This is a genomic window from Novosphingobium sp. TK71 (assembly GCF_055361505.1).
This window is the reverse complement of record NZ_JBSZKA010000001.1, coordinates 1,068,547-1,092,925: the sequence shown is the minus strand read 5'-3', so window position 1 is coordinate 1,092,925 and position 24,379 is coordinate 1,068,547. Positions and strand designations below refer to the sequence as shown.

General features: G+C 64.0%; 19 protein-coding genes. 5 read left to right on the top strand and 14 right to left on the bottom strand.

Going from position 1 to position 24,379, the window contains the following annotated elements:
* Window positions 1-55: 55 nt before the first annotated feature.
* The 7 genes from ACXJ16_RS20910 to ACXJ16_RS20880 all read right to left on the bottom strand — a co-directional run bounded on the left by ACXJ16_RS20910 (window position 56) and on the right by ACXJ16_RS20880 (window position 9,698).
* Window positions 56-2,290 (bottom strand): TonB-dependent hemoglobin/transferrin/lactoferrin family receptor, encoded by a 2,235-nt coding sequence (locus ACXJ16_RS20910; protein WP_463923244.1) that lies wholly within the window; start codon window positions 2,288-2,290, stop codon window positions 56-58.
* 208 nt (window positions 2,291-2,498) lie between these two features.
* Window positions 2,499-3,512 carry a zinc-dependent alcohol dehydrogenase family protein gene (locus ACXJ16_RS20905; protein WP_054435999.1) on the bottom strand — a complete coding sequence of 338 codons (1,014 nt, stop codon included), beginning with the start codon at window positions 3,510-3,512 and terminating at the stop codon, window positions 2,499-2,501.
* Complete coding sequence (locus ACXJ16_RS20900; RefSeq protein WP_463923243.1) at window positions 3,509-4,423, bottom strand: polysaccharide deacetylase family protein; 915 nt, start codon at window positions 4,421-4,423, stop codon at window positions 3,509-3,511. Before ACXJ16_RS20900 ends, ACXJ16_RS20905 begins: the two co-directional genes overlap by 4 nt.
* Window positions 4,420-5,310, bottom strand: a complete 891-nt coding sequence (locus ACXJ16_RS20895; RefSeq protein WP_054436001.1) for a polysaccharide deacetylase family protein — start codon at window positions 5,308-5,310, stop codon at window positions 4,420-4,422. The genes ACXJ16_RS20900 and ACXJ16_RS20895 overlap by 4 nt, the downstream gene beginning before the upstream one ends.
* Window positions 5,310-5,990: an isochorismatase family protein gene (locus tag ACXJ16_RS20890; RefSeq protein WP_185999835.1), complete on the bottom strand. Its 681-nt coding sequence runs from the start codon at window positions 5,988-5,990 to the stop codon at window positions 5,310-5,312. The genes ACXJ16_RS20895 and ACXJ16_RS20890 overlap by 1 nt, the downstream gene beginning before the upstream one ends.
* 111 nt (window positions 5,991-6,101) lie before the next feature.
* Window positions 6,102-8,324 carry a TonB-dependent receptor gene (locus tag ACXJ16_RS20885; RefSeq protein ID WP_463923242.1) on the bottom strand — a complete coding sequence of 741 codons (2,223 nt, stop codon included), beginning with the start codon at window positions 8,322-8,324 and terminating at the stop codon, window positions 6,102-6,104.
* Window positions 8,325-8,417: 93 nt separating this feature from the next.
* Window positions 8,418-9,698, bottom strand: coding sequence for an MFS transporter (locus ACXJ16_RS20880; protein ID WP_463923241.1), 1,281 nt, complete (start codon window positions 9,696-9,698; stop codon window positions 8,418-8,420).
* Between the two features lie 152 nt (window positions 9,699-9,850).
* On the opposite strand from ACXJ16_RS20880, the gene ACXJ16_RS20875 reads away from it, so the two are divergent.
* A complete protein-coding gene (locus ACXJ16_RS20875) occupies window positions 9,851-10,144 on the top strand; it encodes a DUF1330 domain-containing protein (RefSeq protein ID WP_054436004.1) in 294 nt (97 codons plus the stop codon).
* A 47-nt stretch (window positions 10,145-10,191) separates the two neighbouring features.
* On the opposite strand, the gene ACXJ16_RS20870 is transcribed toward ACXJ16_RS20875, so the two are convergent.
* From ACXJ16_RS20870 to ACXJ16_RS20855, 4 genes are all read right to left on the bottom strand, one after another.
* Window positions 10,192-10,716, bottom strand: coding sequence for a DUF3598 domain-containing protein (locus ACXJ16_RS20870; RefSeq protein WP_185999832.1), 525 nt, complete (start codon window positions 10,714-10,716; stop codon window positions 10,192-10,194).
* 73 nt (window positions 10,717-10,789) lie between these two features.
* The gene (locus ACXJ16_RS20865; protein ID WP_463923240.1) at window positions 10,790-11,482 is read right to left on the bottom strand and encodes a DedA family protein; all 693 of its coding nucleotides are present in this window, start codon (window positions 11,480-11,482) and stop codon (window positions 10,790-10,792) included.
* Between the two features lie 70 nt (window positions 11,483-11,552).
* The gene (locus tag ACXJ16_RS20860) at window positions 11,553-12,782 is read right to left on the bottom strand and encodes a glycosyltransferase family 4 protein (protein WP_463923239.1); all 1,230 of its coding nucleotides are present in this window, start codon (window positions 12,780-12,782) and stop codon (window positions 11,553-11,555) included.
* 103 nt (window positions 12,783-12,885) lie between these two features.
* The gene (locus ACXJ16_RS20855; RefSeq protein WP_463923238.1) at window positions 12,886-13,536 is read right to left on the bottom strand and encodes a hypothetical protein; all 651 of its coding nucleotides are present in this window, start codon (window positions 13,534-13,536) and stop codon (window positions 12,886-12,888) included.
* Window positions 13,537-13,718: 182 nt separating this feature from the next.
* Here ACXJ16_RS20855 and ACXJ16_RS20850 point away from each other — a divergent pair, with 182 nt between their 5' ends.
* From ACXJ16_RS20850 to ACXJ16_RS20840, 3 genes are all read left to right on the top strand, one after another.
* On the top strand, window positions 13,719-14,399 hold the full coding sequence (locus ACXJ16_RS20850; protein WP_054436018.1) for a response regulator: 681 nt from the start codon (window positions 13,719-13,721) through the stop codon (window positions 14,397-14,399).
* Entirely contained in the window at window positions 14,399-15,745 is a 1,347-nt protein-coding gene (locus ACXJ16_RS20845; protein ID WP_054436009.1) for an ATP-binding protein, read from the top strand. The genes ACXJ16_RS20850 and ACXJ16_RS20845 overlap by 1 nt, the downstream gene beginning before the upstream one ends.
* 166 nt (window positions 15,746-15,911) lie before the next feature.
* The gene (locus tag ACXJ16_RS20840; protein ID WP_463923237.1) at window positions 15,912-18,836 is read left to right on the top strand and encodes a TonB-dependent receptor domain-containing protein; all 2,925 of its coding nucleotides are present in this window, start codon (window positions 15,912-15,914) and stop codon (window positions 18,834-18,836) included.
* A 96-nt stretch (window positions 18,837-18,932) separates the two neighbouring features.
* Here ACXJ16_RS20840 and ACXJ16_RS20835 read toward each other — a convergent pair whose 3' ends face one another.
* Together ACXJ16_RS20835 and ACXJ16_RS20830 are read right to left on the bottom strand one after the other, a co-directional pair.
* A complete protein-coding gene (locus ACXJ16_RS20835) occupies window positions 18,933-20,111 on the bottom strand; it encodes an amidohydrolase family protein (RefSeq protein WP_463923236.1) in 1,179 nt (392 codons plus the stop codon).
* Window positions 20,108-21,559, bottom strand: a complete 1,452-nt coding sequence (locus tag ACXJ16_RS20830; RefSeq protein WP_463923235.1) for an amidohydrolase family protein — start codon at window positions 21,557-21,559, stop codon at window positions 20,108-20,110. Before ACXJ16_RS20830 ends, ACXJ16_RS20835 begins: the two co-directional genes overlap by 4 nt.
* A 97-nt stretch (window positions 21,560-21,656) precedes the next feature.
* Between ACXJ16_RS20830 and ACXJ16_RS20825 the strand changes: the two genes are divergently transcribed.
* Window positions 21,657-22,493, top strand: coding sequence for a LysR family transcriptional regulator (locus tag ACXJ16_RS20825; RefSeq protein WP_454798284.1), 837 nt, complete (start codon window positions 21,657-21,659; stop codon window positions 22,491-22,493).
* Here the strand turns inward: ACXJ16_RS20825 and ACXJ16_RS20820 are convergent.
* A complete protein-coding gene (locus ACXJ16_RS20820) occupies window positions 22,490-24,289 on the bottom strand; it encodes a sensor domain-containing diguanylate cyclase (RefSeq protein ID WP_132469238.1) in 1,800 nt (599 codons plus the stop codon). The two genes, ACXJ16_RS20825 and ACXJ16_RS20820, sit on opposite strands and share 4 nt — an antisense overlap.
* Window positions 24,290-24,379: the final 90 nt, after the last annotated feature.

The window sequence follows — 24,379 nt, the reverse complement described above, 5'->3', positions numbered from 1 at the left end:
GAATGTCTCTTCAGGAAAGGCGCTTGGCGGGAACCGGGCGAAAATCGCCCGCCCGTCAGAATGACAGGATCATCGAGAGCTTGTACGTCCGGCCGGGCTGGCTGTAGTATAATTGCGGCACGGTGGAACTGTCCGGGATATCCAGCGCGTTGTAATAGGTCTTGTCGAGGATGTTGTACACACCGCCTTGCAGGCGCAGGCCCTCGAACAGTCCCGGCTTCAGCCAGCCCGTGAAATCGACGATGCCGTAGCTCGGCGTCTTGTTGAGCGTCGAGGAGGGGTTTTCCACCTTGTTGCGCGCAGCGGCGACCGTTGCCGACAGGTCCGCACCGAAGCGCACCTGCCGGTAACCCAGCCCGACGATGCCGCGCAGGGGCGGAATGGAGTTGAGGTAGGTATCCTCATCCGTGTCCTTGCCGTGCGAATAGGCGATCGAGCCCCAGACGTGCCACTGCGGGGACAGTGCCCACTGCGCGCTGGCTTCGGCGCCGTAGATCCGCACGTGCGCGCGGTTCACATACTTGAACACCCCGAATGGATAGCTTCCGCTGAGGCCGGCTTCCGATGCGGTGGTGGTGATCGTGTCGATGAAATTGTGGTAGTAATTGTCGTAGACGCTGATCTTCGCGCCGCGTTCGGAATCGCCGAACTTCAGGCCGACTTCGTAGCTGTTGCTGGTTTCCGGCTTGAGGTCGGGATTGCCGATGCTGACGTAGCTGCCGGTGCCGCCGTAAGTCAGGTATAGCTCAGTGGCTGATGGCGCGCGGAACGCCTGCGACCACTGGGCATAGGCCGTCAGCCGGGACGCAATGTCGAATTCGGCAAGGATTTTCGGCGAGAACCGGGAATCGCTGGATCGGGCGGGCAGCCCTTCGTAAGCGGCGTTTTCCGTATAGCTCGCGGTTTCCTGAGGGCTGCGGCGATACCAGTCGAACCGGAGACCGGGCGTCAGGTGGAAGGCGCCGAAGGTCATGCGGTCCTGCACGAACAGGCCAAGGTCGATGCCGTCCACATCCGGCATGTCCGACTGGTTCACATGGAGGAACGAGCAGGCGTAGATGGCCGCCGTGCAGTTGTCGACGCCTGCGGCATACTGGGTGGTGCTGGTGGCGTAAACCTCGCCGCCGAGGCTGATGGCGTGCTGGACGGCGCCTGTCGTGGCGGCGGCGATGACCGAGCCGTTCAGGCCATAGGATTCGTCCTGAAGGTCGCTGTCGCGGTCGTATGCGCCGGCCGGGGAGGTCAGGCGGGTGGCCTGCGTGTAAGTGCGCAGGTTGAGGCGCTGCCAGTACCCTATCAGGTGGGCTTCGCGGATGAACCCATCGCCTTCCGACTGATAGTCGTAGGTTCCGGCGATGCGCTTGCGCTTGTTCTGTTCGAGCGTGGAATAGGCGGAGTAGGTCGAGTTCACGCTGCTGAGCGTGTTCTCGTCATAGCTGCGCTTGAAGATTTCGCCGCTCAGGCCAAGGCGGTGGCCGTTTCCGAGATACTGGTGGATTTTGACCAGCAGGTTTTCCTGATCGTAGGCGGCGGGGTTTTTCGCGCTGCGGGTGCTGCCGCTGCCGTAGACATTGCCCCGGTTCTCGGTTTCGGCGCCGTTCTGGTAGCCGCCCTGGATCAGGACCATCGTGTCGCCGGTTCGGAAAGCGGCGGCCTGGTTGAGGTAGACACTGTCGCTGGCGCTGTCGTAAGTCGCCTTGCCCAAAGCGCCCTGCTTCTTGCCGCCCGAGAGCAGGTCTTCGGGATCGAGCGTTCGCACCGCGAAGACGCCGCCGAGGGCGCCCTGTCCGAAGAAGCTGGAATCGCCGCTCTTGACCACGTCGATGGCGCTCAGCGAGTTGAAGTCGAACGCGGCGACGCCGCCTTCGACACCGCGCGCACCGTCGTTGAGCCAGGGCAGGCGAATGCCGTCCACCGTCGTCAGCACCCGGTTCGCGTCGAGCCCGCGGATATTGATGCTGAGATTGCTGGAGTTGAAATTGACGCCAGCGTCGATGCGGCGGGCATAGTCGGCGATATTGTCGGCCATGCGCAGGCGCAGCGTTTCCGCCGATGTCGTCGTCGTCAGAACCTCGGGCTTGCCGGCGGCGCTGCGGTCATTGATCGGCGTGGGGTCGATAATGGCGGTGTCCTCGACGCGGACCGAGCCGAGCTGGACCGGCTGGTCAGCCGCCGTATCGGCCGTATCGGCGGCGAAGGCCTGGCCCGCCGTACAGATCACGGCCACAGCGCCGAGGGCCGAATTCAGTCTCAAGGCATGGACGAGTGCCCGCCGGGTAGGGGAAATCATTTATATCATCCTGCTGCTAATGATTCGCAGGAGCGTTATCTGCCAGATGTCTCTCCCTTATTTCAATCGCGGGAACGGAAAAGTTTCACAGGGATACAACAGCGCTCACAAGCCCGGAAAATTTCGTGGATTGCCTCGGGAAAATGCAAATGCCCGGCCGCATCCATCGATGTGGCCGGGCATGATTGCCGCACGATAGAGGCCCGCGTCAGGTCACGCGGATCAGCACCTTGCCGAGGTGATTGCCGGATTTGAGGTATTCGCAGGCAGCCTGTGCTTCGTCGAAGCCGAACACCCGGTCCACCACCGGGGCAAAGGCATTGGCCTCCATGGCGCGAAGCAGGCGCACCAGCATGCCGCGGCTACCGGCGGCAATGCCCTTGATGGTGAGGTTCTTGCCGATGATCGCGCCGTAATTCGGCAGCGGTCCGTCTGCCGCACCCACACCCACAAGGACGATCCGGGCATTGACCGCACAGGCATTGATCGACTGGGGTAGGGTATGTTGACCGCCGGTTTCAGCGACGATATCGGCCCCGCGCCCGCCGGTCTGCTTCATCAGTTCGGCAGCCCAGTCCGGATGCGTGGTGTAGTTCACCGTGAAGTCTGCCCCGGCCTTGCGGGCCTGATCGAGCTTGTCGTCGCTTGACGATGTGATGGCGACGAAGGCGCCGCTGGCCTTGGCGATCTGCAATGCGGCCATGGCGACGCCGCCGGTGCCCAGTGCAAGCACGATATCGCCCGCCTTGACCTGGCCGACTTCGACCACGGCATGCCACGCCGTCAACGTTGCGGCGGCAAGAGCAGCGGCCTGTTCGTCGGCCAGGCTGTCAGGCACGCGGACCAGCGCCGAGGCGGGCACCTTGAGGTATTCCGCCATCCAGCCGTCCTGGGTGATGCCCACGTCCGATCCGAAGTAGCGCATGTCGAACGGACCGTCCTGCCAGGCGATGAAGTGCGAAAGCACCGCGCGGTCGCCCACGGCGATCCCGCTGGCGCCTTCGCCCAGCGCGACGACTTCGCCGATGCCTTCGGAGAAGGGCACCCGTTCTTCCGGCTTCCTTGCGCCGTATCGGCCTTCGAGAATCTGGAGGTCGCGATTGTTGAGCGAGACGTAGCGGACCTTGAGTACCGCTTCGCCGGGCCCGGCCACGGGATCGGGGCGGGTAACCGGGGTAAGCGAGGACAGACCGTCCTGCGCGCCGAGTTGATAGGCTTTCACATCTGGCTCCTGAAGCTGTCGAGAATGTCGGATCCGCGCGCGAACCATGTCTGAGGGCGCGCGGCGAGGTCCGCCAGCAGGCGCTCGAAAGCGTCCATGCGGTAAGGCAGGCCGATGATGTAGGGGGTGAGGTGGAGCGGCAGCAGCCGGGCGCCCTGCGTTTGCGCCTCCGCGCTCAACCAGTCGTGCGCGTCGAGGATTTGCGTGGCGTAGCTGTCCACCGATTGCTGCTGGACGTTGAGGATCTGCCGGTCCGAGAGTTCGTGGTTGAGCGGCAGGTTCACCAGACCATTGGCGAAAGTCCACGGCACTTCGTCGTTGGCCCAGTCGCAGCAGTATTCGATCCCGGCTTCCATCAGCAGATCGGGCGTGGCGAAGCTTTGCGAGCGCGCGATCGAATGCCAGCCGCGCGGAGCCGCACCCGCCACGTCTGACAGCGCGGCGATGCTGTCATGGATGAGCGCGCGCTCGGCGTCCACCGGCAGGGAGGAGGCGATGGTGCCGTTCATGTCGGTGGAATGGGCAATGATCTCGTGCCCGGCATCCACCACGTCCCGGATGATCGAGGGATAGCGCTGCGCAATCGCGCTGTTGGCCGCGATCGAGGCTTTCACGCCCGCCTTGGCGAAAGCGTCGAGCAGGCGGTAGAACCCCACCCGCGTGCCATATTCGCGCGCGGTGTAGTGGCGATAGTCCGGATAGGCGGTCTGCATGTGTCCGGGCGCCCGGAACGGCGTGTCGCCCGGCGTGATCGGGAACCATTCGAGGCTGACGACGATCCAGGCCGCCACGCTTTTCCCGTGCGGCCAGGCAAGCGGCTTGCGGCTGGGTAGGGTGCTGAAAGCATAGAGATCGTGGTCGTAGCCGAGGCGGCGCTTCGGATATTCGATATAGCTGGGGTCGAGGGTCATGCGATGGACTCCCGGGCATGAGCGGCTCTCCACGCGTCGGCGATGTCGCCGGAGCGGGTGATCCAGGCGCGGCCGTCCGCGGCGATGTGGCGCAGGACTTCCTCGAAGGCGCCAATGCGGTGGGGCTGGCCGATCAGGTAGGAATGGAGCGGGATGCACATGACCGTGCCGGACGGTTCGTCGGCAAGGCGCTCATATTGCCGGATCAGCGTTTGCGCATATTCGCGCGGGCTCATGTTGTAGATGAAGAAGCCGTAGTGGTCGTTGACTTCGAGGCTGTAGGGCATCGAGATAAGGTCGCCGCTAGCGGTGTTGACGGGCTGGGGCTGGTCGTCGTGATAGAGATCGCAGGTATAGTCGAGCCCGTATTCGGCGATCAGATCCAGCGTGCGCGGCGTATGGGTGAGCGCCGGGGCGAGCCAGCCGCGGATCGTCTGGCCGGTGGCCTCGCGCACGGTGCGGATCGAATCCTCGATGATCGCGCGCTCTTGCGCTTCGTCCATGCCGTAGGAGTAGCGGGTGTTGTAGATGCCGTGGCTGAAGAACTCCCAGCCGCGCGCGTTCGCGTCCGCCACCACTTCGGGATGATGCTGGCACAGCGCTACCGAAAGGCTGACGGAGCCCGGGAAGCCGTGCTTGCTCATGACTTCGGCCATGCGCCAATGCCCGACGCGGTTGGCATGGTCGCGGTGTGCGTAGCCCACGACGTCGGGATGCGGTTTCGCCCATGACTTGCGGTGCGGGTTCGCCGGAGGGTCTATCTCGTAATATTCGAGATTGGGCGAAACCCAGACGGCGACCTTCTTTTCGCCGGGCCATGAGAATGGCGCGCGATCGCGATAGGGCTTGAAGTCGTAAAGGCCGGGATCGGCCTGTCCCTCCTGCATCAGCGCGCCTCCAGCCAGTCGATCACCGTCTGCACCGGCTCCACATCCGCATATTTGAGCTGGAGGTCGGTGAGATTGGCGAAGTGATAGCTCTCGTGCTTGTCGGCACAGGTCTCCACGGGAACGATGGTGCGATAGCCCCTGCTGAGACTGTCCACCGCCGTGGCGCGGATGCAGCCTGAAGTGGAGCCGCCGGTGATCACCACCGTATCGACCTTGTGCCAGACGAGCAGGCTTTGCAGCGGTGTCTCGAAGAACGCCGAGGGCATGCGCTTGGTATAGATCATGTCGGCCGGATCGATCTCGCAGCGCTCGTCGAACGCATGGCGCCGGCTTTCGTACCTGATGTTCTGGAGCGAATCCGGCGTATCCGTGCGCGTGCCCCAGACGCCGGCGTCGCTGGCGTCCTCGGCATAGGCGACGTGGGTCCAGATCACGGGCATGCCCTTGGCGCGGGCAAGCGCGGAGATCGTGTTGGTATATTCGATCTGTCGCGGATCGGTCTCATAGGCGGTCTTGAATTCGTCGATCCGGGTGTAGGCGTTCTGGAAATCGACATTCACGATCGCCAGCTTCTCTCCGAAGCCGAACTTCGTGCGGGCGGGGTTCGCCATGACTTCTTCGAATATCTGCCGCGCGGTCTTGCCGTCGCTGACCATCCGGGTGCCGACGATGCTCATGGAATATACCTCGTTCAGGAAAAGGGCGCCCCGCGATAGGAGCGCGCCAGCCGCGCGGTGTCCGCTGGGAGAACAGGGCTGTCCGACCTGCGGACACCGCGCGGCCTGGGGTCAGATCTGGAACTTCACGCGCACCGTGTAGCGGCGCGGATCGCCCGGGAAGAGCGAGAGGAAGTTCGCGGTAACCGTTTTCTGGTCGGTCAGGTTGGAGACCTCGAAGGCGATCTTCATCTTCTCGTCCATGGTCGTGTAGCTGACGGCGGCGTCCACGTAGTCCTCGGTCTGCGTGGTCGTGGTGTTCAGCACCGCCACCCAGTAGGGCGAGTTATGGCGCCAAGTCACGGAAGCACCCAGCGAGCCGTCCAGTGCTTCCACCGGCTGGTCATAGGCCGCGCCGCCGCTGAACTGGAAGGTCGGCACGCGCACGGGCTTGTAGGCGGTGGTGAGCGTGGTCGATGTCGGCACGATGTAGGTATATTCGCCGTGCATCAGCGAAGGATTGGCGAAGAGGCTGAAATTGCCGAACTTCGCAGTGCTTTCGATCTCGATACCGTAGGCTTCGAAAGTGCCGGCATTGAAGGGAAGCTGCGATATCACGCCGGTGATCGGGCTGGTGACGGCGGCAGTAACCTGGAGGTCCCTGGTCTTGGCGTAATAGCCGGTGGCGTTGAAGCGCAATTTGCGGCCGAACAGTTCGGACTTCACCCCGCCTTCGAACGACCACGTCTTCTCAGGATCGAACATCACCGCATTGTACGGCGCGGCCGAACCGCCGTTCCAGCCGCCGGACTTGAACCCGTTGGTGGCGGAAGCGAAGACCATGACGTCCGGGTTGATCTTGTAGTTTAGCGCCACGCGCGGGGTGAACTTGCGGAATGTCCGCTTCAGCGGAATGCCGTAAGCGGCCACTGCGGCTCTGTCGTATCCAAAGCCCGGGAATTCGTCCGAGGCGAGATAGCCGACTTGCTTGGTCTCGATCGTGTAGCGCCCGCCTGCGGTCAGGGTCAGCTGCCGGGTCAGGTCGAAGTCTGCCTGCGCATAGACCGCGCCGGTTTCGGTCTTGGGCAGGAGGTGCTGGTCCTGAACGAGATTGAACGCAGTGGTCCCGCCGGAAAAGCTGGTCTGGCGATCGTCCGATTTCTCATTGAGGTAGAACAGGCCGGTGACGAGGTGAACGCGGTCGCCGAAGAGATCGGCATTGTACTTCAGCTCGCTCGACCACTGCTCGTGCGTGCCGTTGTCGGTGATAATGTAGCCCGCGTACTTGTTCACCGCGTTGGCGCTATATTCGTTGATGTAGCCCTGATCGAGGTGGCGGTAACCGAAGATCCAGGTCAGCGAACTGCCTTCAAGGTCGTAATTGACGTTGGCGCTGAGCGCGACGTTCTCGGACAGGTTGCAGTTGCCCGCTCCGGTGGAGAGCAGGTTCTGCGCGTTGTTGCCGTTGCAGTGCGTGGTCGGCAGCCCCGAGGCGGTTTCGTAGAAGACCGGGCGGGTGGTGGCGGCGGGCACGTAGGGGTTTTCTCCGGCGACGCTGCGCAGGCCCGCATAGGTGCCGGAGTTGCGGGTATATTCGGCGGCAAGATCGATGGTGAGCCGGTCGGTCGGCAAAAGCCGGACATCGCCGCGCAGGCCGTAGCTGCTCTCGCCGTTGAACCAGTCGCCCGTAGTGATGTTCTTCAGGTACCCCCGGTCCTGCACGACATAGCCCGACAGCTTGGTCAGGATCCCGTCGGTCAGGGGCAGGTCGGCGGTTGCCTTGACGGTGTACCGTTCATAGGAGCCCGCGCTCATTTCCATCTTCATGCCGGCGGTGTCGGCAGGCTTGCGCATGATGACGTTGATGGCGCCGCCGGTGGTGTTGCGGCCGAACAGCGTTCCCTGAGGACCGCGCATGACTTCCACGCGCTCGGTATCGAAGAAGGCGTAGTTGTTGGCGTTCTGGCGGGCGACATAGACGTCGTCGACATAAGTGGTGACCGGCGCGTCGAAGGTCGGGGTGGACTGGCTGTTGCCCAGGCCGCGCAAGTAATAGGCATTCGCCGAGGCGAGGCCCGCATTGTGCTGCGAAACCATGCCCGGCACGAACTTAGATGTGGAGATGGCATCCTGGACATTGAGCCGTTCCAGCATGGCTTCGTTGAAGGCGGTGACCGTTACCGGCACGTCCTGCAGCTTTTCCTGGCGGCGCTGCGTGGTAACGACGATTTCTTCGAGCCCGCCGGTCTTCGCGCCGGTTTCTGCGGGTGCTTCCTGCGCCTGAGCCTCGGCCTGAACGGAGGCGAGGCTGAGCGGCATGAGTATCGTGGAAAGGAGCAGTCGGTAATCGGTCATGGCGATTCCCTCATGGAATGGCGACCATTCGCCGAATGATATTGTTATAATGATATATCAATATGTCAAATAATTGACGCAGTATTTCCGGATTCAGCTAAACCGCGGATATCGGCCGAGAAACAGGAAGCCGGCGGCGCTGATCGGGAGGATGATGGCGCAAGCGAACAAGGCGGGAGTGAAATCGTGCGCGGCATCGCGAATCATCCCGAACACGAGCGGCGCGAAACCGGCGCCGACCGTGAAGCAGACGTAGAACAGGCCGTAGATCGCGGCGTAGGATCTCATCCCGAAATATCGTGCCGTCAGATAGGCCACGACATCGAACTCCACGCCCAGAGCAAAGCCGATCAGGAAAATGGCGAAGCCGGCGGTGGCAGGGGCGACATGCCCTCCCGAAAGGATGAGGCAGGAAGCCACAGGCACGCTCAGGATCACGAAGGCGACGGCGGGCGCCCAGAAACGGTCGAGCAGGAAGCCGCCCACCAGCCGTCCGGTGATCGATGCAAGGCCGATCAGCGGGGTCAGCCTCACGATCGTTGCGGCGTCGAGGCCCTTGTCGCTCAGGATGGATTCCAGGTTTGGTGGGGTTCCGGCCAGCGCGAACGACAGCGGGACCAGCAGCAGCGCGATCAGCCAGAACCGCCACTGGCGCAGCGCCTCGCCCCGGGAATATCCTGAAATCGGCGTGATCGGGTCAGTGTTTCCGGTGTCCTGCAGGTCGGCGGGGGAAGGATCACGGAACAGCAGCAGCGTGATCGGCGTGGCGACCAGTAGCGGAAGCGCGCCTAGTACGGCGTAGCCGGTCCGCCAGCCGTAGTCGCCGATCACCCAGGCGAGTACGGGCTTGCAGGCGATGCCGAACAGGCCCGTGCCCATCATGGCGATGCCCAGTGCCAGCCCGCGATGACGGTCGAACCAGCGGTTCACGGTGCGGGTGAACGTGATCGGCAGGCTGCCCGCGCCGACGGCCGCGGCGACGCCCCAGGTGACATAGTACTGCGTGAGCGAGCCCCCCAGCGTGGCGAGCGAGATGTAGGACAGGCCGAACAGCGCAAGAGAGGCGGCCGAAACCGTCCTGGCGCCAAAGCGCTCGCACAGCAGCCCGGCGATGGGGGCGGCCACCAGCAGGGCCAGCGTGGTGATCGTCAATCCGCCCATGATCTGGCCCATCGACCATCCGAATTCCTGCGCGAGGTGAGGGGCGAAAATTCCGAAGGTGTAGAAAGGCAGCGATACGAGACCGCTGCCGATCCCGATCAGCGATGCCAGCAGGATCGTCCAGCCCCGCGCGAATTCGCCGTCGGCGGATGCTCCGGCCGGATCGGGGAAAGCGGCCTGTTCGATCCTGTCTGCCTGCAAGTCTGCCTCCATGAAGTTCTTCGGTCTGGAGGGAACCGCGTCTGCCGCTGCATTCCCAGCACGGGTGCCATTGCATCCGCACAGCGGATAGCGCGCGGTGCGGGCTGGCCGGAGGGCGCGGGATCGAAGGACTGTTCGCGAACAATCCAGCAGGAGTAGATATAATGGCCGCCTGGCTCGTCGTTACCGCCCACCTCAAGGACCGCGAGGCATTCATGTCCTGCGGATATGCCCAGGCCGCTGCCGAGGCGCTGGTCAATTATGGAGGAACTTACGTCGTGCGCGCGCCCGGCGGCACCGTGCTTGAGGGCGAGGGCCGGGACGGTGGCTCGGTGGTGGTTTCGGAATGGCCCGATCGCGACGCCGCGCTCGCATTCTGGAACTCGCCCGAATACACCGCCGCCAAGAAACTGCGCGAGGGACTGGCGGAAATCTCCGTCACGCTCGTCGGCGCATGACGTGAACGCCCCTGCCGGTCGGGAGCCGGCAGGGGCGCGGTCGCCCATCAGATGTCGGGCGCGCCGTCGTTGGACCAGTTCTGCCAGTCGCGGGTCACGAAGACCTCGTCGATCAGGGTGCGCTGGTAGCATTTGCCTTCGCGGAACCACTGCCAGGTGCGGGCGCGATGGGTGCGCTCGTCGTTGTTCTGGATCATCTCGTAGAGATAGATGCCGGGCTCGTTGTGGCGGGTCCAGTTGAGGCAGGTCGAACGGTTGAAGTCGTCCGGCTGCATGGCCGCTGCCCAGCCCTTGATGAGATCGTTGTCCCACCAGATCCGGCCATCCTTGTAGACTGCCGGGAAATCGCGGACTTCCACGCGGCCGTCATCCCAGAAATAATGGTTCGTCTGGTGGTAGTGATCCACGCCGTCCTTCTCGAACAGGCGGCAGATCAGGCGCGAGCGGTGCTGGTCGGTCAATTCGCCGGTCTTGGCGTCGTAATAGCGATACCAGCCTTCCCAGACGCCTTCGTTGGATGCCAGCAGCGGCATCGCCTCGCGCACGCCGGGCGTGTTGATGAGTGTCGTCATGAAACCTCCTTTTCAGCTTACCGGCCGGGAGGTTGCGCCATGATCGTGCGGATTGCCCGAAGGGGAGGCGTTGCTATCCGTCCTGCGGACAGCGGCAGGGGGCGTTTCCGCCCTCGAGCCGGGCGGAGGCGCGGGCGCGGCCTCTCTTCCTGGCGCGGCCCAGCAGCCGCGAACCCAGGAACGTCGCGGTCAGCGCGCATCCCGCCAGCAGGAGGGCGCCGAGCATGAGATGCCCTTCATCGATAGACCACTGCGATCCGAAAGTGCCTGCCGCAAGGTAGCCCGGCGCGAACATCAGCGGCACCCACAAGGTGGCCGAAGCGATGTTGGCGATCTGGAACGGGCGGCCGGGCATGGCCAGAACGCCGGCCACAAGGGGAACCGTCGCGCGGATCGGGCCGAGAAAACGGCCCATGAAGACGGCGGCGAAACCGAACTTGCGGAAGAACAGCCGGGTGCGGGCCACGGCGGGGCGATGCCGGTTGAGCGGCCAGCGCCGATAGATGCGGGGCCCCATCCTGTTGCCCAGGCCGTAGGAAACCCAGTCCCCCAGGATCGATCCGGCCACGGCCCAGATGAAGATCGGCCATGCGTCCAGCGCGTCGGCGCCGATCAGGCCGCCGATCGCCAGCATGACGGCGGTTGCCGGGACGAACAGACCCACGATCGCAAGGGATTCGCCGAAGCACACAATGCCCACGACAGGGCCTGCCCACATGCCGTGGGCGGAGACGAACTGGCTGGCCTGATCGATCAGGCCTTCCATGTGCCGTGCCGGATCACGCGTGAGAGGGGGCTGGGCCGGCTGATGCCGAAAGCGGGCATTCCGGGGGAGGTCATGCCGCGAAGGGGAACGCGGCATCGCCGCGTCCGTCCCACGGCTCCAAACTGCGGCCCAGCACGTCCATGTAGCATTCGAGCACCTGATACGATGCGCCGTCCCAGTCGTAAGTGGCGCTGGCATTGCGGGCATGGGCGCCCATGGCAGCCCGGGCCCTGGCGTTGCGGGTCAATTCGCGCAGCCCGTGCAATGCCGCCTCCATGTCGCCCTGGGGGAAGAGGATGCCCGAGCCTCCCTGAAGCAGGTTGCGCCCGCTGGGCACGTCGATGCAGACGGTGGGCACGCCCGATGCCATGGCTTCCAGCGTCACGTTGCCGAAGGCTTCGGTCGTGCTGGGATTGAGGAAGATATCGGCGCTGGCCACTGCCCGTCCGAGTTCCGGACCCATGAGGTGGCCGGCGAACCGGGCTTGCGGCAGCTTCTGCTCCATCCATGATCGCTCCGGGCCGCCGCCGACCACGAGCGGCCGGATCGGCAGGCCTTCGCGTATCAGCCGCTCGCACAGTGCGACATATTCGGCGAGCCCCTTCTCGCGAACGAGACGGCCGAAGTGGAGAATGGCGACCTCGCCGTCCGCGATCCCGCGCTTGCGCCGCCAGGCCATGTCGCGGGCGTGAGGGGTGAACTGGCTGCGATCGACGCCCCGCCCCCAGATGCGCGTCCGTTCGCCGAGACCGGCCTCGCCGAACTCGGCGGCGATGGCCGGCGTGGGGACGAGGATGCGGTCGCTGCGGCGATAGAAGCGGGAAAGGTGGCGTTCCATCGCGGGCCGCAGCAGCTTCGCGCCGTAGAAAGCGGCATACTTTTCAAAGCGTGTGTGCAGGCTGGATACCACTGGAATGCCCGCGTCACGGGCGAAATTCTGGGCGGCAGTCCCGGTCCAGTCCGGCGCCGACACATGTATGATGTCCGGTGCGAAGGCGGAAAGGTGCGCGCGGATGCGCCGTGGCAGGCCCAGGCCAAGGCGATAGTCTTCGCGCCCCGGTATCCGGATCGACGGCACCGGGACAAGCGTTCCTTCGGGCGCGAAGGCGGGCGTCGGCGAAGTGGGCGAATAGACCATGACCGAGCAACCACGCCGTTCGAGATAGCCGACGAGACGATTGAGCGCCTGGTTCGCGCCATCGCGAACGTAGTTGTAGTTGCCCGAGAAAAGAGCGACACGGGGCCGCTGGCGGGACTGGCCGGATCGATGTGATCGCGGCGCTGGATCGATATGCGGCATCACTTCCTGATATTTTTCGATGTTTCGGCTGCCGTTGCCGAGGTTTGTTCGGGCCCTGCGCGACTTTTGCTTACGGCAACCTTACAAGGGCGGACTATTTGCCTCAGAGTTCCCGGATCACGCGCAAGCCCGCCTGGGGCCTCCACCCCAGTTCGCGCTGGTGCGCCGCGCCTATCCCCGCCTGCATCGAAAGGCGAGGCGCGATGTCCTGATGAAGCTGCGGCATGATGAGCAATTGGCGCCCGGCGCCGCTCTGGAGGTTGAATTCGATACCCAGGGTCGTGGCGGGCGATGCGTCGTAGAACGTGGAATGGTTGAGCAGCGCCCTGCTTCGGCCACCTTTGGCAAAAGTGACGTCGCCCGCGCCGGCCATGGCCATCATGCTCCAGCGTGCGTTGAAGCGGTAGCCGACGAGATAAAGCAGGCTGCTTTCCCAGCGGCCGCTTTCCCGATTGTAGAGACCCAGGTACTGGACGCCGTGCACGCCCTTTCCGCCATCGAGCGAGCCGAATGTGCCCTGCAGGCCGAGCTTGTAATCTGTGATATGGCCATCCTCGAACGGCAGTTCCAGTTCGACCGCCAGCCCGTCGGCCACCGCAAGTTCGATTTCCGGCGCCCATTCGACCGCGCGGTCGGGGCCGGACAGGCGGGTCTGGGCCAGTGTGTTGACTTCAAGCTCGCCCGCGCGTGCACCGAGCGGGCGGACCATGTCGAACACCATCGGCTCCGCTATCTCGGGATAGTTCTGAGCCATTGCCGGTGCCGTCTGCAGAAAGGAAATCGCCGCGAGAACAATAAGGGCCGGGCGCATCGATCAGACACTCCTGTTGCGCCATGGCCTCGTCGCCGCGATATGGACGACATGACAGATAACCATGGCAATGTCCGGCTGCCCGCAGCATGGTCCAACTTACCGCGACCTTACTGGAGCCGTTCATGCGACTGCTGATCGTCGAGGATAATCCTGATCTGGCCGAACTGATCGGCACCCGCCTGCGCGAGGCGGGCTTCGTCAACGACATCGTTTCCACCGCGGAAGACGCGCGCCTGCTCGTCGAGGCGGGCCATCACGCGGCCCTGCTGCTCGATCTCGGGTTGCCGGACCAGGACGGGATCGCCTTGCTGAGGAGCCTGCGCGCGGCGGGGCATTTCCTGCCGGTGCTGGTCCTGACGGCGCGTTCATCGATAGCGGACCGGGTTGCCGGACTGAATGCGGGCGCTGACGACTATCTTCCGAAGCCCTTCGCGGCGGAGGAACTGGTCGCTCGCGTGGCGGCGCTGCTGCGGCGCGCCACGGGGGAGAACGGCGTGGAAATCGCGTGCGGCCGCTTGCGCTACGATGTCTCGTCCCAGACCGTGAGCGTCGATGAACACGCCATCGTCCTGGCCCCGCGCGAGATCCAGTTGCTGGATCTCCTGATGCGGCACCGCGACAAGGTGGTGCGCAAGACCCAGATCGAATCCGCGTTCTTCGGGCTCGGCGATGAATTTTCCTCGAACGCCGCGGAAGTCAGCGTGCACCGTTTGCGCAAGCGGCTTCAATCGCTGGACGCCGGCGCCGAAATCGTCACGGTGCGGGGCCTCGGTTATCTGTTGCGGGCTTCGCCGGAGCACTGATGCATACTCACTCGATCCTGCGGCGCATCCTGCTCCTCCATGCCGCGGCCACGCTGGTGACCGCAGGATTGGTCGCCTTCGGCGCGATGATGCTGTTCAACAGCACCAGCGATCGGCTGCAACGCCAGATCCTCGACGAATATGCCGACAAGATGCAGACCGGGCTCCATCGCAGCGAAAGGGGCTGGAGCATTTCCGACGAAGCGGCATCGGCGCTTCGGGGCGGCGGCAGCAGTTTCAGCTTCTGGATCATCGATCACGACCGTCAGGTCGCCATCGAGAACTTGCGGTCCAATCCTTCGCTGATCGTGCCGACGCGCGCCGGAGTGGCCTATTTCAAGCGGGTGCGCGGTTCCAAGATCTATTCGGGGATGAGCGTTCCGCTTGCGGGCGAATCTGGAACCTGGCTCGTCATCGTCCAGAATCTCGATCATCCTGATGTCATCTTCGATGATCTGCGAACCCAGGTCCTCCTGGCCGGGGCCGGTCTTCTCGCGCTGTTCCTGGTCGGGCTGCTGGCGCTGGAGGCCTATATCGTGCGGCAGTCGCTGCTGCCCGTCAAACGGGCCTCCCGCGAGGTCGAGCGGGTCTCTCCCTATCAATTGCAGCAGCGCGTGGATATCGATGGCATGCCTGCCGAGGTGCTGCCGCTTCTGCGCGCTTTCAATGCGGCGCTTGACCGGGTGGAAGACGCCTATCGCATAGAGCGGAACTTCGCGGCGGATGCCGCGCACGAATTGCGCACGCCGCTCGCCATACTTCGGCTGCTGGTGGAACAGGAGATCACCTCGGGAGGACTGCCGAGGATGCTCCGCCAGATCGATGTGGTGGAGGAAATCGTCGAGCGTCTGCTGCTCGTTGCCGAAGTGGATGCCATGGCGTGCGATCCGGCCGATGCGGTCGATCTGCGTGCGGTGGCGGAAGACCGGGTAGCGGCGATAGCGCCCCTCCTGATCGCGAAGAATCAGGAGATAGAGATTCTCGGCGAAGGTTCGGTATGGGCTTTCGCCTCGCAGCACTTGGCGGGGCGGGCGCTCGATTCCCTGCTGGAAAACGCGATGAAGCATACGCCGCCCGGTACGCATGTTGCCGTGACCGTGGGCCCGGCACCGGAAATTCTCGTGGCGGATACCGGTTCGGGCCTGCCTGCGGACGATCGCCGCCTGTTCGATCGCTTCGCTTCGGCCCGGCGAGACCTGACCCGCAGTTCCGGGCTCGGTCTGGCGATTGCCGATGAACTGATGGCCAAGGTCGGCGGCGAACTGGATGTCTGGGCGAATAGCCCTAACGGCGCGGTTTTTCGGCTTCGCTTCTGCCCGGCCGGGCAGAACGCCGAGGAAATCTAGCCCCTCATGCGGCGTGTTGACCACCCGTATCGGCGATCCGAGCCTGTTGGGGCGACCGTGGCCGATAGGACACGATCTCAGGTGAGATATAATATTTAGTATACGGTATTTGACATCCCCGGAAATGTGACGCAAAAATGGCGTCATTCAAAAGGGAGTCAAACCCATGAGGGGTCGTCAAACGAAATTTTATTGCGCTGCCGCGCTGGCCGCGATCGTCGCCGGCACCGCGCACGCACAGGAAGCACCGGCCGGCGAAGGCGCCGCCGCTGACATCGTCGTGACCGGCACGCGCATCAAGCGTCCGGACCTCGAAAGCAACAGCCCGCAGACCGTCGTCGGTTCCGACGAGTTCCGTTACCAGGGCGCCACGACCGTCGAGCAGGTGCTGAACCGCCTGCCGCAGTTCACCGCCGACGCTAACGAGAACGTCTCGAACGGCTCCGACGGTACGTCGAAGATCAACTTGCGCAACCTCGGTTCGCAGCGCGTGCTCGTCCTGATCGACGGCCAGCGCATGCTGCCGCAGCAGGCCGTCAATCTCAACTTCGTGCCGAGCAGCCTGGTCGATCGGGTCGACGTGCTGTCGGGCGGCGCCTCGGCGGTCTACGGTTCGGACGCACTTTCCGGCGTCGTCAACTTCGTGCTCAAGAAGGACCTCGACGGCGTGCGCATCGACGCGCAGGCCGGCTTCGCGCAGCACACCAACAACAACGGTGCGGTTCGCGACATCGTTAGCGGTCGTAGCTACGATCTCGCGCCGAAGTCGGTGATCGACGGCGGCAAGCAGGACATCACGATCTCGGCCGGCAAGAACTTTGCCGACGGTCGGGGCAACATTACCGTCTACGGCGGCTATCGCAGCTTCAGCCCGGTCCGCCAGTCCAGCCGCGACATTTCGTCCTGCGCGCTCGAACAGATCGATCAGGCCGGCACCGGGCTCTATTGCGGCGGCTCCAGCAATACGCCTTATGGCACGATCACGCCGCAGGCCCAGGGCAATCCCTATCTCAACAAGGCGCAGGTCAATAATCCGGACGGTTCGCAGACCTTCCTGCCTTACGGAGACGGCAGCGCCTACGCCTACAACTACGCGCCGGACAACTACTTCCAGCGCTCTGACGAACGCATCACGGCGGGCGGCTTCGCGCACTTCGAAGTGAGCAAGGCGGTCGAGGTCTACGGCAGCTTCATGTACATGCGGGACCATACGTTCTCGCAGGTTGCGCCCTCGGGCATCTGGGCCGGTCGCACGTTCGACATTTCCTGCAACAACCCGCTGGCGAGCGACAGCCAGCTTCAGGTGATCTGCGGCAGCGCTGCCGGAACCAACACGACGGCTCCGGCATTCGTGGCCTATCGCATGACCACCTCACCCCGCCGGGACGACCTGACGTACAACGATTATCGTTACAGCGCGGGTGTTCGCGGCGATATCGGCGGCGGTTTCAGCTACGATGTCAGCTACCTCTATTCGCTGGTGAAGTATCGTGAGAGCTATCTCAACGATGTTGACCAGAACAAGGCGGCAGACGCGCTGAACGTCGTGAACGTCAACGGCGTTCCCACCTGCCGGTCGGTCATCACCGGCACCAACCCGAACTGCGTCCCGATCAACGTGTTCCAGGCCTATGGCGTCACTGCCGATCAGGCCGAGACGCTGTTCTCGACCAGCAACACGTCTTCGCGCAATTCGCAGCGGGTATTCTCCGCCACGCTGAGCGGCGATCTTGGCGAGCAGGGTATCACCGTGCCCTGGGCCAATCGCGGCGTCGGTATCGCTCTGGGTGCCGAACAGCGCCGCGAGACGCTGAACTTCTACGCCGACGAAATGGCGCAGCAGGGCGGTGCGACCAATTCCGACGGCATCATCAACGTGAAGGAAGCCTACGGCGAAATCGAAGTCCCGCTGATCGAGGACAAGCCGTTCTTCCGCTCGCTGACGATCAATGGCGGCATCCGCTACTCGGCCTATGACAACAAGCAGAATTCGACGGGCTTCAAGTCCAGCTTCAACGTCGTCACCTACAAGGGCGAACTGAGCTGGCAGCCGGTTGACGACGTTCGCCTGCGCGGCAGCTACAACCGCGCGATCCGCGCACCGAACATCACCGAACTGTTCGCTTCGCAGTCCGTCGGGAATGTCAGCGGTACAGATCCTTGCGCCGGTGATACGCCTTCGGCTACGTTGGAAGCCTGCCAACTCAGCGGCGTAACGCCTTCGCAATACGGCTTCATCGCCGAATGCCCGGCCGACCAGTGCTCGTCTCTGGGCGGCGGCAACCGCGACCTCAAGCCGGAAACGGCGGACACCTGGACGGCCGGCTTCGTGCTGACGCCCAAGGCGCTGCGCAATTTCTCGCTCTCGGTCGACTATTACACGATCAAGGTGAAGGACTACATCGGCCAGATCGCACCTTCGCTGATCATCAGCCAGTGCATCCAGACCGGCGATCCCTACTACTGCAGCCTCTTCCGCCGTAACCCGACCTCGGGCGTGATCTTCGGACAGAACAGCGGCTACATCGTCTCGACCACGCTCAATACCGGCTCGCTCAAGACCTCCGGCATCGACGTGAACGCCGATTACACGTTCAACGTCGGCAATGCCGGACGCATGAACCTGAGCATGGTCGGCACCTACCTGATCAACCAGATCGCAGAGCCGCTTCCGGGCGCGGGCACTTACGACTGCAAGGGCATGTTCGGCTACACCTGCGGCCAGCCCAATCCGGAATGGCGCCACGTTGCGCGCATGACCTGGATGGCTCCGGGCGATTTCACGGCCTCGCTGTCCTGGCGCTATATCGGCGGCACGAAGCTGTCGAGCCTGTCGGACAATCCGTTCCTGACCGGCACGCCCAGCGTGGTGAACCGCAAGATCGATGCCTATAATTACTTCGATCTGTCGCTGACCCAGGTGATCGACAAGCAGTTCACCCTGCGTGCGGGCGTGAACAACCTGTTCGACAAGGATCCGCCGGTTCTCGCCGCAGGCCTGCTCCAGAGCTTCGGCAACGGCAATACCTATCCGGGTGTCTACGACGCGCTGGGCCGCACGATCTTCGTCGGCTTCACCGCCAACTTCTGATTCAGGAGGGACGGCGACTCCTCCTGTCCCTGGGGTCGCAGTCATCAGGAAGGCCCGTCCGGTCGAAAGACCGGGCGGGCCTTCTGGCGTGCGGGGTCAGATCGCGGCGGCAGGGTCTAAGGAGATGCCGTTGCGGACCACGAGGCGTTCCGTTGGCGGAGCGGCCACGGCGGCCGCGGCATTGGGCGCCCGGATCGCGACGAAATCGGCCCGCGCGCCGGGAAGCAGCCCATGGCCCTCGCGGCCGATAGCGGCGGCGGCTTCCGTCGTGGCCATGGCCAGCGCGATTTCCAGATGTGCGTCCGTGTGGAAGCCCGAACGGTAGCCGATCAGCATCGCCCGCTGCAGCATGTCGCCATTTCCGTAAGGCCACCAGGCATCGCGAATATTGTCGTTTCCGGCAAAAACGCGCACCCCTGCCGCGCGCAGGCGCAGGATCGGCGGAAACGCCCGGTCTCCCGGCGCATTGGTCATGATCGCAACGCCGGCATCGGCAAGGGCGCGGGCGGTACTGTCGACCACTTCGTCCGGAACATCGCCCAGCGCATAGGCGTGGCTGATCACGACCCGGCCGGCCATGCCCAATGCTCGCGTCCGTTCGGCGATGCGCAGGATCTGCCGGATGCCGCCTTCACCCGCTTCGTGGAGATGGATGTCGATCCTGGCTCCGCGCCGCTCGGCGATGCCGAAGACCACGCCTAGATGCCCTTCGGAATCGCCGTCCATGCCGAGCGGGTCGATCCCGCCGATCACTTCGGCCCCCTCCCGGATCGCGGCGTCGAGCACTTCGGCGGTGCCGGGGCAGGTGAGGATGCCCGCCTGCGGAAAGGCCACCAGTTCGATATCCATGCGGCCGCGCCATTTCTCCCGCGCGGCCATCACCGCGTGGAGATGAGATAGGCCGGTGGTGGCATCCACGTCCACATGGCTGCGCATCGCCACGGTGCCGAGGCTGGCGGCCTGGCCGATCAGCACATCGGCCCGCACCGTCACCGGCCGGACATCGGCAAGCATGGCCTTCTCCACCGCGAGCCGCTCCCGCAGGCTGGCGGCTGGGCGGTGGGGCTGCCATGTCTCACCGAAGAAGCTCTTGTCGAGGTGGATATGGCCATCGACGAAGCCCGGCACCACAAGGCGCCCTTCAAGGTCGATGGTTTCGGCGGCATGTTCGCCCGGCGGGCGAGGGCCGATCTCGATGAACCGTCCGCCCGAAACCGCAAGGTCAGCGGCGCTGCCGTCAGGCAGCAGGGCATTGGTGAAAAGGCGGTCCATCATTGCGCGGCCTGCGCGTTCCATGCTGCAACCTTGGTTTTCGTCTGCACCAGCATGCCGTCAAGAGCGGCCCGGTCATAGACTTTGCCATTCATCACCACGGCATGGATCGCGCGCGTCGCGGCAATGTCCTTGAGCGGATCGCGATCGAGCAGGACGAGGTCGGCGGCCATTCTCGGCTTTACGGCGCCGTAGCGATCGAGCTGGCCGAACCAGGCGGGGCCGGCCCGCGTCGCCGCCGAAAGCGCCTGAGCCGGGGTCAGGCCTTCGGTCACGAACAGCCCGAGTTCATCATGCAGGCCCTGTCCGGGATAATTGAAGGAGTTGAGAAATCCGGCATCCGTTCCGGCAATGATCGTCACACCTGCCTTTTCCAGCAGCGGGAGAATGGCGGCCATGCGGTTGAAATGCTCGTGCCGCGCGGCGATACCCGCAGCATCGGCCTGCGCCGCGCGCTGGACGCGCCATTCGTAGGTCTTGCGCAGCTTCGGGCCGATGTAGGCGAGGTAGGGATCGTCTGCGTGATCGTCGCTGTCGAGCCAGGCGATCACGCGGCTTCCGTTGAGGGTGGGCGTGACGAACACGCCCTTTGCGGCGAAGTCGCGATAGGCGGCCATGGCGGTGGCGGTATCGAACCCGCTGTCCAGCATGCGGTTCGCTTCGGCACGGTCAATCCGGCCCGCGGCGAAATCCGCAGCGATGCGGGCTTCGTCCTTGACGCCGGCCTTGTATGCATAGTCGAGATGCTCGATCGAACTGATGCCCGCATCCACCGCCTGGCCGACCGTCAGCGCTATGGGTATGTGCCCCGAGGAACGCAGCCCTCGCGCCTTTGCCTGCGAGACGGCGTAAAGGAACAGCTGCGGATCGAGCGTGCTGTCCGTGATCTTGACGAAATCGACCTTGTCGCGCTGTTGCAACCGGGTAAGCGCGGCGTCGACATCGGCCTTGCTGCCGACTTCGATGGTGCCTTTCCAGATCGGAGCGATGCCTTCGATCTTGGCGCCGGAAGTCAGCAGGCGCGGACCGAACAGGTCGCCGCTCGCGATTTCACCGCGCCAGGCCAGGACCTGATCGGGCAGATCGCCCGAACAGTCGCGTATCGTGGTGATCCCGTTGGCGACATAGAGGGGCAGGAGAGCCTTGTTCTCCTCGACCAGTTCGGGCCCTCCGCCGAAGTGGACGTGCATGTCCCAGAGCCCGGGGATGAGGAAGCGGTCTTTCCCCTCCACCACGTTCTGCGCCTGCCACTGGCGTGCGATTTCCCTGTCCTTGCCCACGGCAACGATTTCTTGCCCGCGCAGGACGACTGCCTGCTCCTTCTCCGCAGCGGCGTGCTCGACATCGATCACGGTGACGTGCCGGATGATGACGTCCCCCTGGCTGACCGCTGCTATCGCCGGGGAGGTGGTGGCCATCAGCGCAGCGAGCAGCGGGGCAAGACACTTCATCGAACAACTCCTTTGTGATGCATTGCAATCTACGAACGGGGAGTGATATTCACAAATTAGATGTTGGAATGAATATCATCCATTTCAGGAATGACGCTTGCTCGACCCACGCCTTCTTCGCAGTTTTGTCGCCATTGCCGATGCCGGGCACTTCACGCAGGCGGCCGAACGGCTGGGGATGACGCAGTCCACGATCAGCCAGCAACTTGGACGCCTGGAGGATGCGGCCGGCCATCCCCTGATCGACAGGCATTCCCGGCCAGTGCGCCTGACCGTGATGGGAGAAAGGCTGATCGGCCATGCCCGCCGCATTCTCCAGCTCGACGGGGAAGCGCAGACCCTGCTGCGCGATCCGGCAGGAACGGCCGCGATCTCGATCGGGCTGCCGGAAGATCTGGCTTCGCCTGCGATGACCGAAGCCTTCTCCAGTTTCGCGGGACACAGCAGTCGCACGCGGATCGATGTCACCACCGGTCTTAGCCGCGATCTTGCCGCGCGCTACCGTCAGGGTGAGTTCGATGTCGTCATCGTCAAGGAGGCCCGGGCATCGGCGGATTGCCGTGGCAGCTTCCCGGAGCCGCTGGGCTGGTTCCGCGCCATCGATGATGCGGGCGAAGATGCCGGCCCTTTACCCCTCGTGGCTTTCCCGGCGGGCGGCCTCTACCGGGAGGCGATGTTCGAGCAGCTCGAGGCGGAGGGCCGCCGCTGGTATGTCGCCTTTTCCGGCAGCAGCCTGCAAAGCGTGCTTGCCGCCGTTTCCGCCGGGCTGGGAGTGTCGCTGCTGCCGCTTGCGGTAACGCGCGGCAGCCGGCTGCGGCAGGATGAAAGGTTCGGCGGCGTCGCGCCGATGGTAGTCTCGCTTTATGCGCGCGAGGATCAGGGGCCCGTGGCCGGACTGACCGAGCGCATGATCGCGGTGCTGGCGGCGCGTTAGCCCACTTGCCTGAGGCGGTTGCGGCCTTCGTTCTTGGCCTGATAAAGCGCCCTGTCGGCTTCCGCGAGCAGGCCCTCGCGGTCCATGCCCGCGACATGGTTCGTAAGGCCGATACTCACCGTTACCCGCTGGAGATCGAGCGGCGCCCAGTCCAGCTGCTCCACACTCCGGCGGACGCGTTCGGCCACGGCGAATGCCATTTCCGTGCTTGTCGCGGGAAGGATGACGACGAATTCCTCTCCCCCGACCCGGCCGACGAAATCCGACCCGCGCAAGGTAACGGCGCACGTCTGCGCCACACGGCGAAGCACCTGATCGCCAACGGCATGGCCGAGACGGTCGTTGATCTGCTTGAAGCGATCTATGTCCAGCGAGGCGACGGCGAGCGGCGTGCCGTGCGCTGCGGCCTGATCCACTGCGGCGTCCAGTACGATCATCGCCTTTCGCCGGTTGGCAATGCCCGTGAGCGGATCGGTTTCGGCAAGCTGCATGGCCTGATCGGCCATGGCTTCGGCGCGGGTACGGGCATGGGTCAGCTCCATCGCCGCAAGCACGCGATTGGTCACGTCCTGGAAGATACCGAAGATGGCGACGGGCTTGCCGTCATCCCGCAGTTCCACTTCGCTGCAACTGTAGACGTAGCGGATGGCGCCATCGGCACGGACGATGCGCGCCTCGAAATCGACCGGCTGCAGAGTGTCCAGTGAGCGCGTGAGCGCGTTATCGACGAGCACGCGGTCTTCGGGGTGATAGAACTCTATCGCATTGTCGAGCGAAGGCGGACGCTCCGGAGGGAGGCCGTGAATGCGATAGACCTCGCTTGACCAGAACAGCCGGCGTTCCAGCAGTTCCAGTCGCCAATGCCCCACTTTGGCGATGCTTTCGGACATTTCCAGCCAGCGCTTGCCGCGTTCCACCTCGCTGAAGCTGCGGTCCCGCGTATTGACGAGCGCGGCCAGCGGCAGGGCGGAAGCGAGCAGCGTGAACAGGTAGAACTGAAAGAACAGCACTTCAGCCGGATGGCTGGCGTGCATCAGGCTGATCGGGCCATGTTCCTGCCAGATAGCCACCGAACCGATCGCCGCGATCATCAGCGTGCTGCAGGTCGCTCCGGTCGGACCGATGAAGTATGTCGCCATGAGGACACTCAGCAGCGGCAGGAACAGCAGCGGATAAGTGGACTGCGCAAAGACCACCGCAGAAGTGACGCCGACGAGCAGGAGCACCGTGGCCGTGCGCGTGGCATCGCGAATGCTCATGCCGGATCGCGGCTGGCCGTCCCCCCGCATGAAATTCATGATGAGCGGCACCACGATCATGATGCCGAGGCTGACGGTCATCAGCCAGGAAATGAACATGTGGCCGAAACCGTCGCCGATGAGCAGACTGGCTATCGTCGCGCTGACGGTGGCCGCAATGAGGGCGGCGCAGCAAAAACGCATAACGGCGGCGATGCGGAACAGCGAGCCGTCCTGTTTCTCGATCCCGTTCATGATCTTGAACGCGATGATCGCTTCGATCACGTTGGCGAAAGTGAAGCCGGCGGCGAGCACGGAATTTCCCTGAGGCGTGAAATTGGCCGCAAAGCTGGCCATGGCGATCGCAAGCACGATCCAGCGTCTCTCGCCCGGTGCGGCCAGCAAAAGCCCTGCAACGCCGACCCCGCTGGACGGCCACACTGTGGCGATCCCGTCCACGCCTTTGGTAAGATGCAAGGCCGCCGCGGCCATGGCAAAGTAAAGAATGCCGATCCCCGCCGCCAGCGGGATCGTCCGACCAAGTTTCCTGCTACCCACGGAAGCGAGGATAGACGCGGGTCCGGATATTTTCGACTCGATATTGACGAGGCTCGAAAAAATATCGCGTTTCCGATCGGCCCAGTCTGT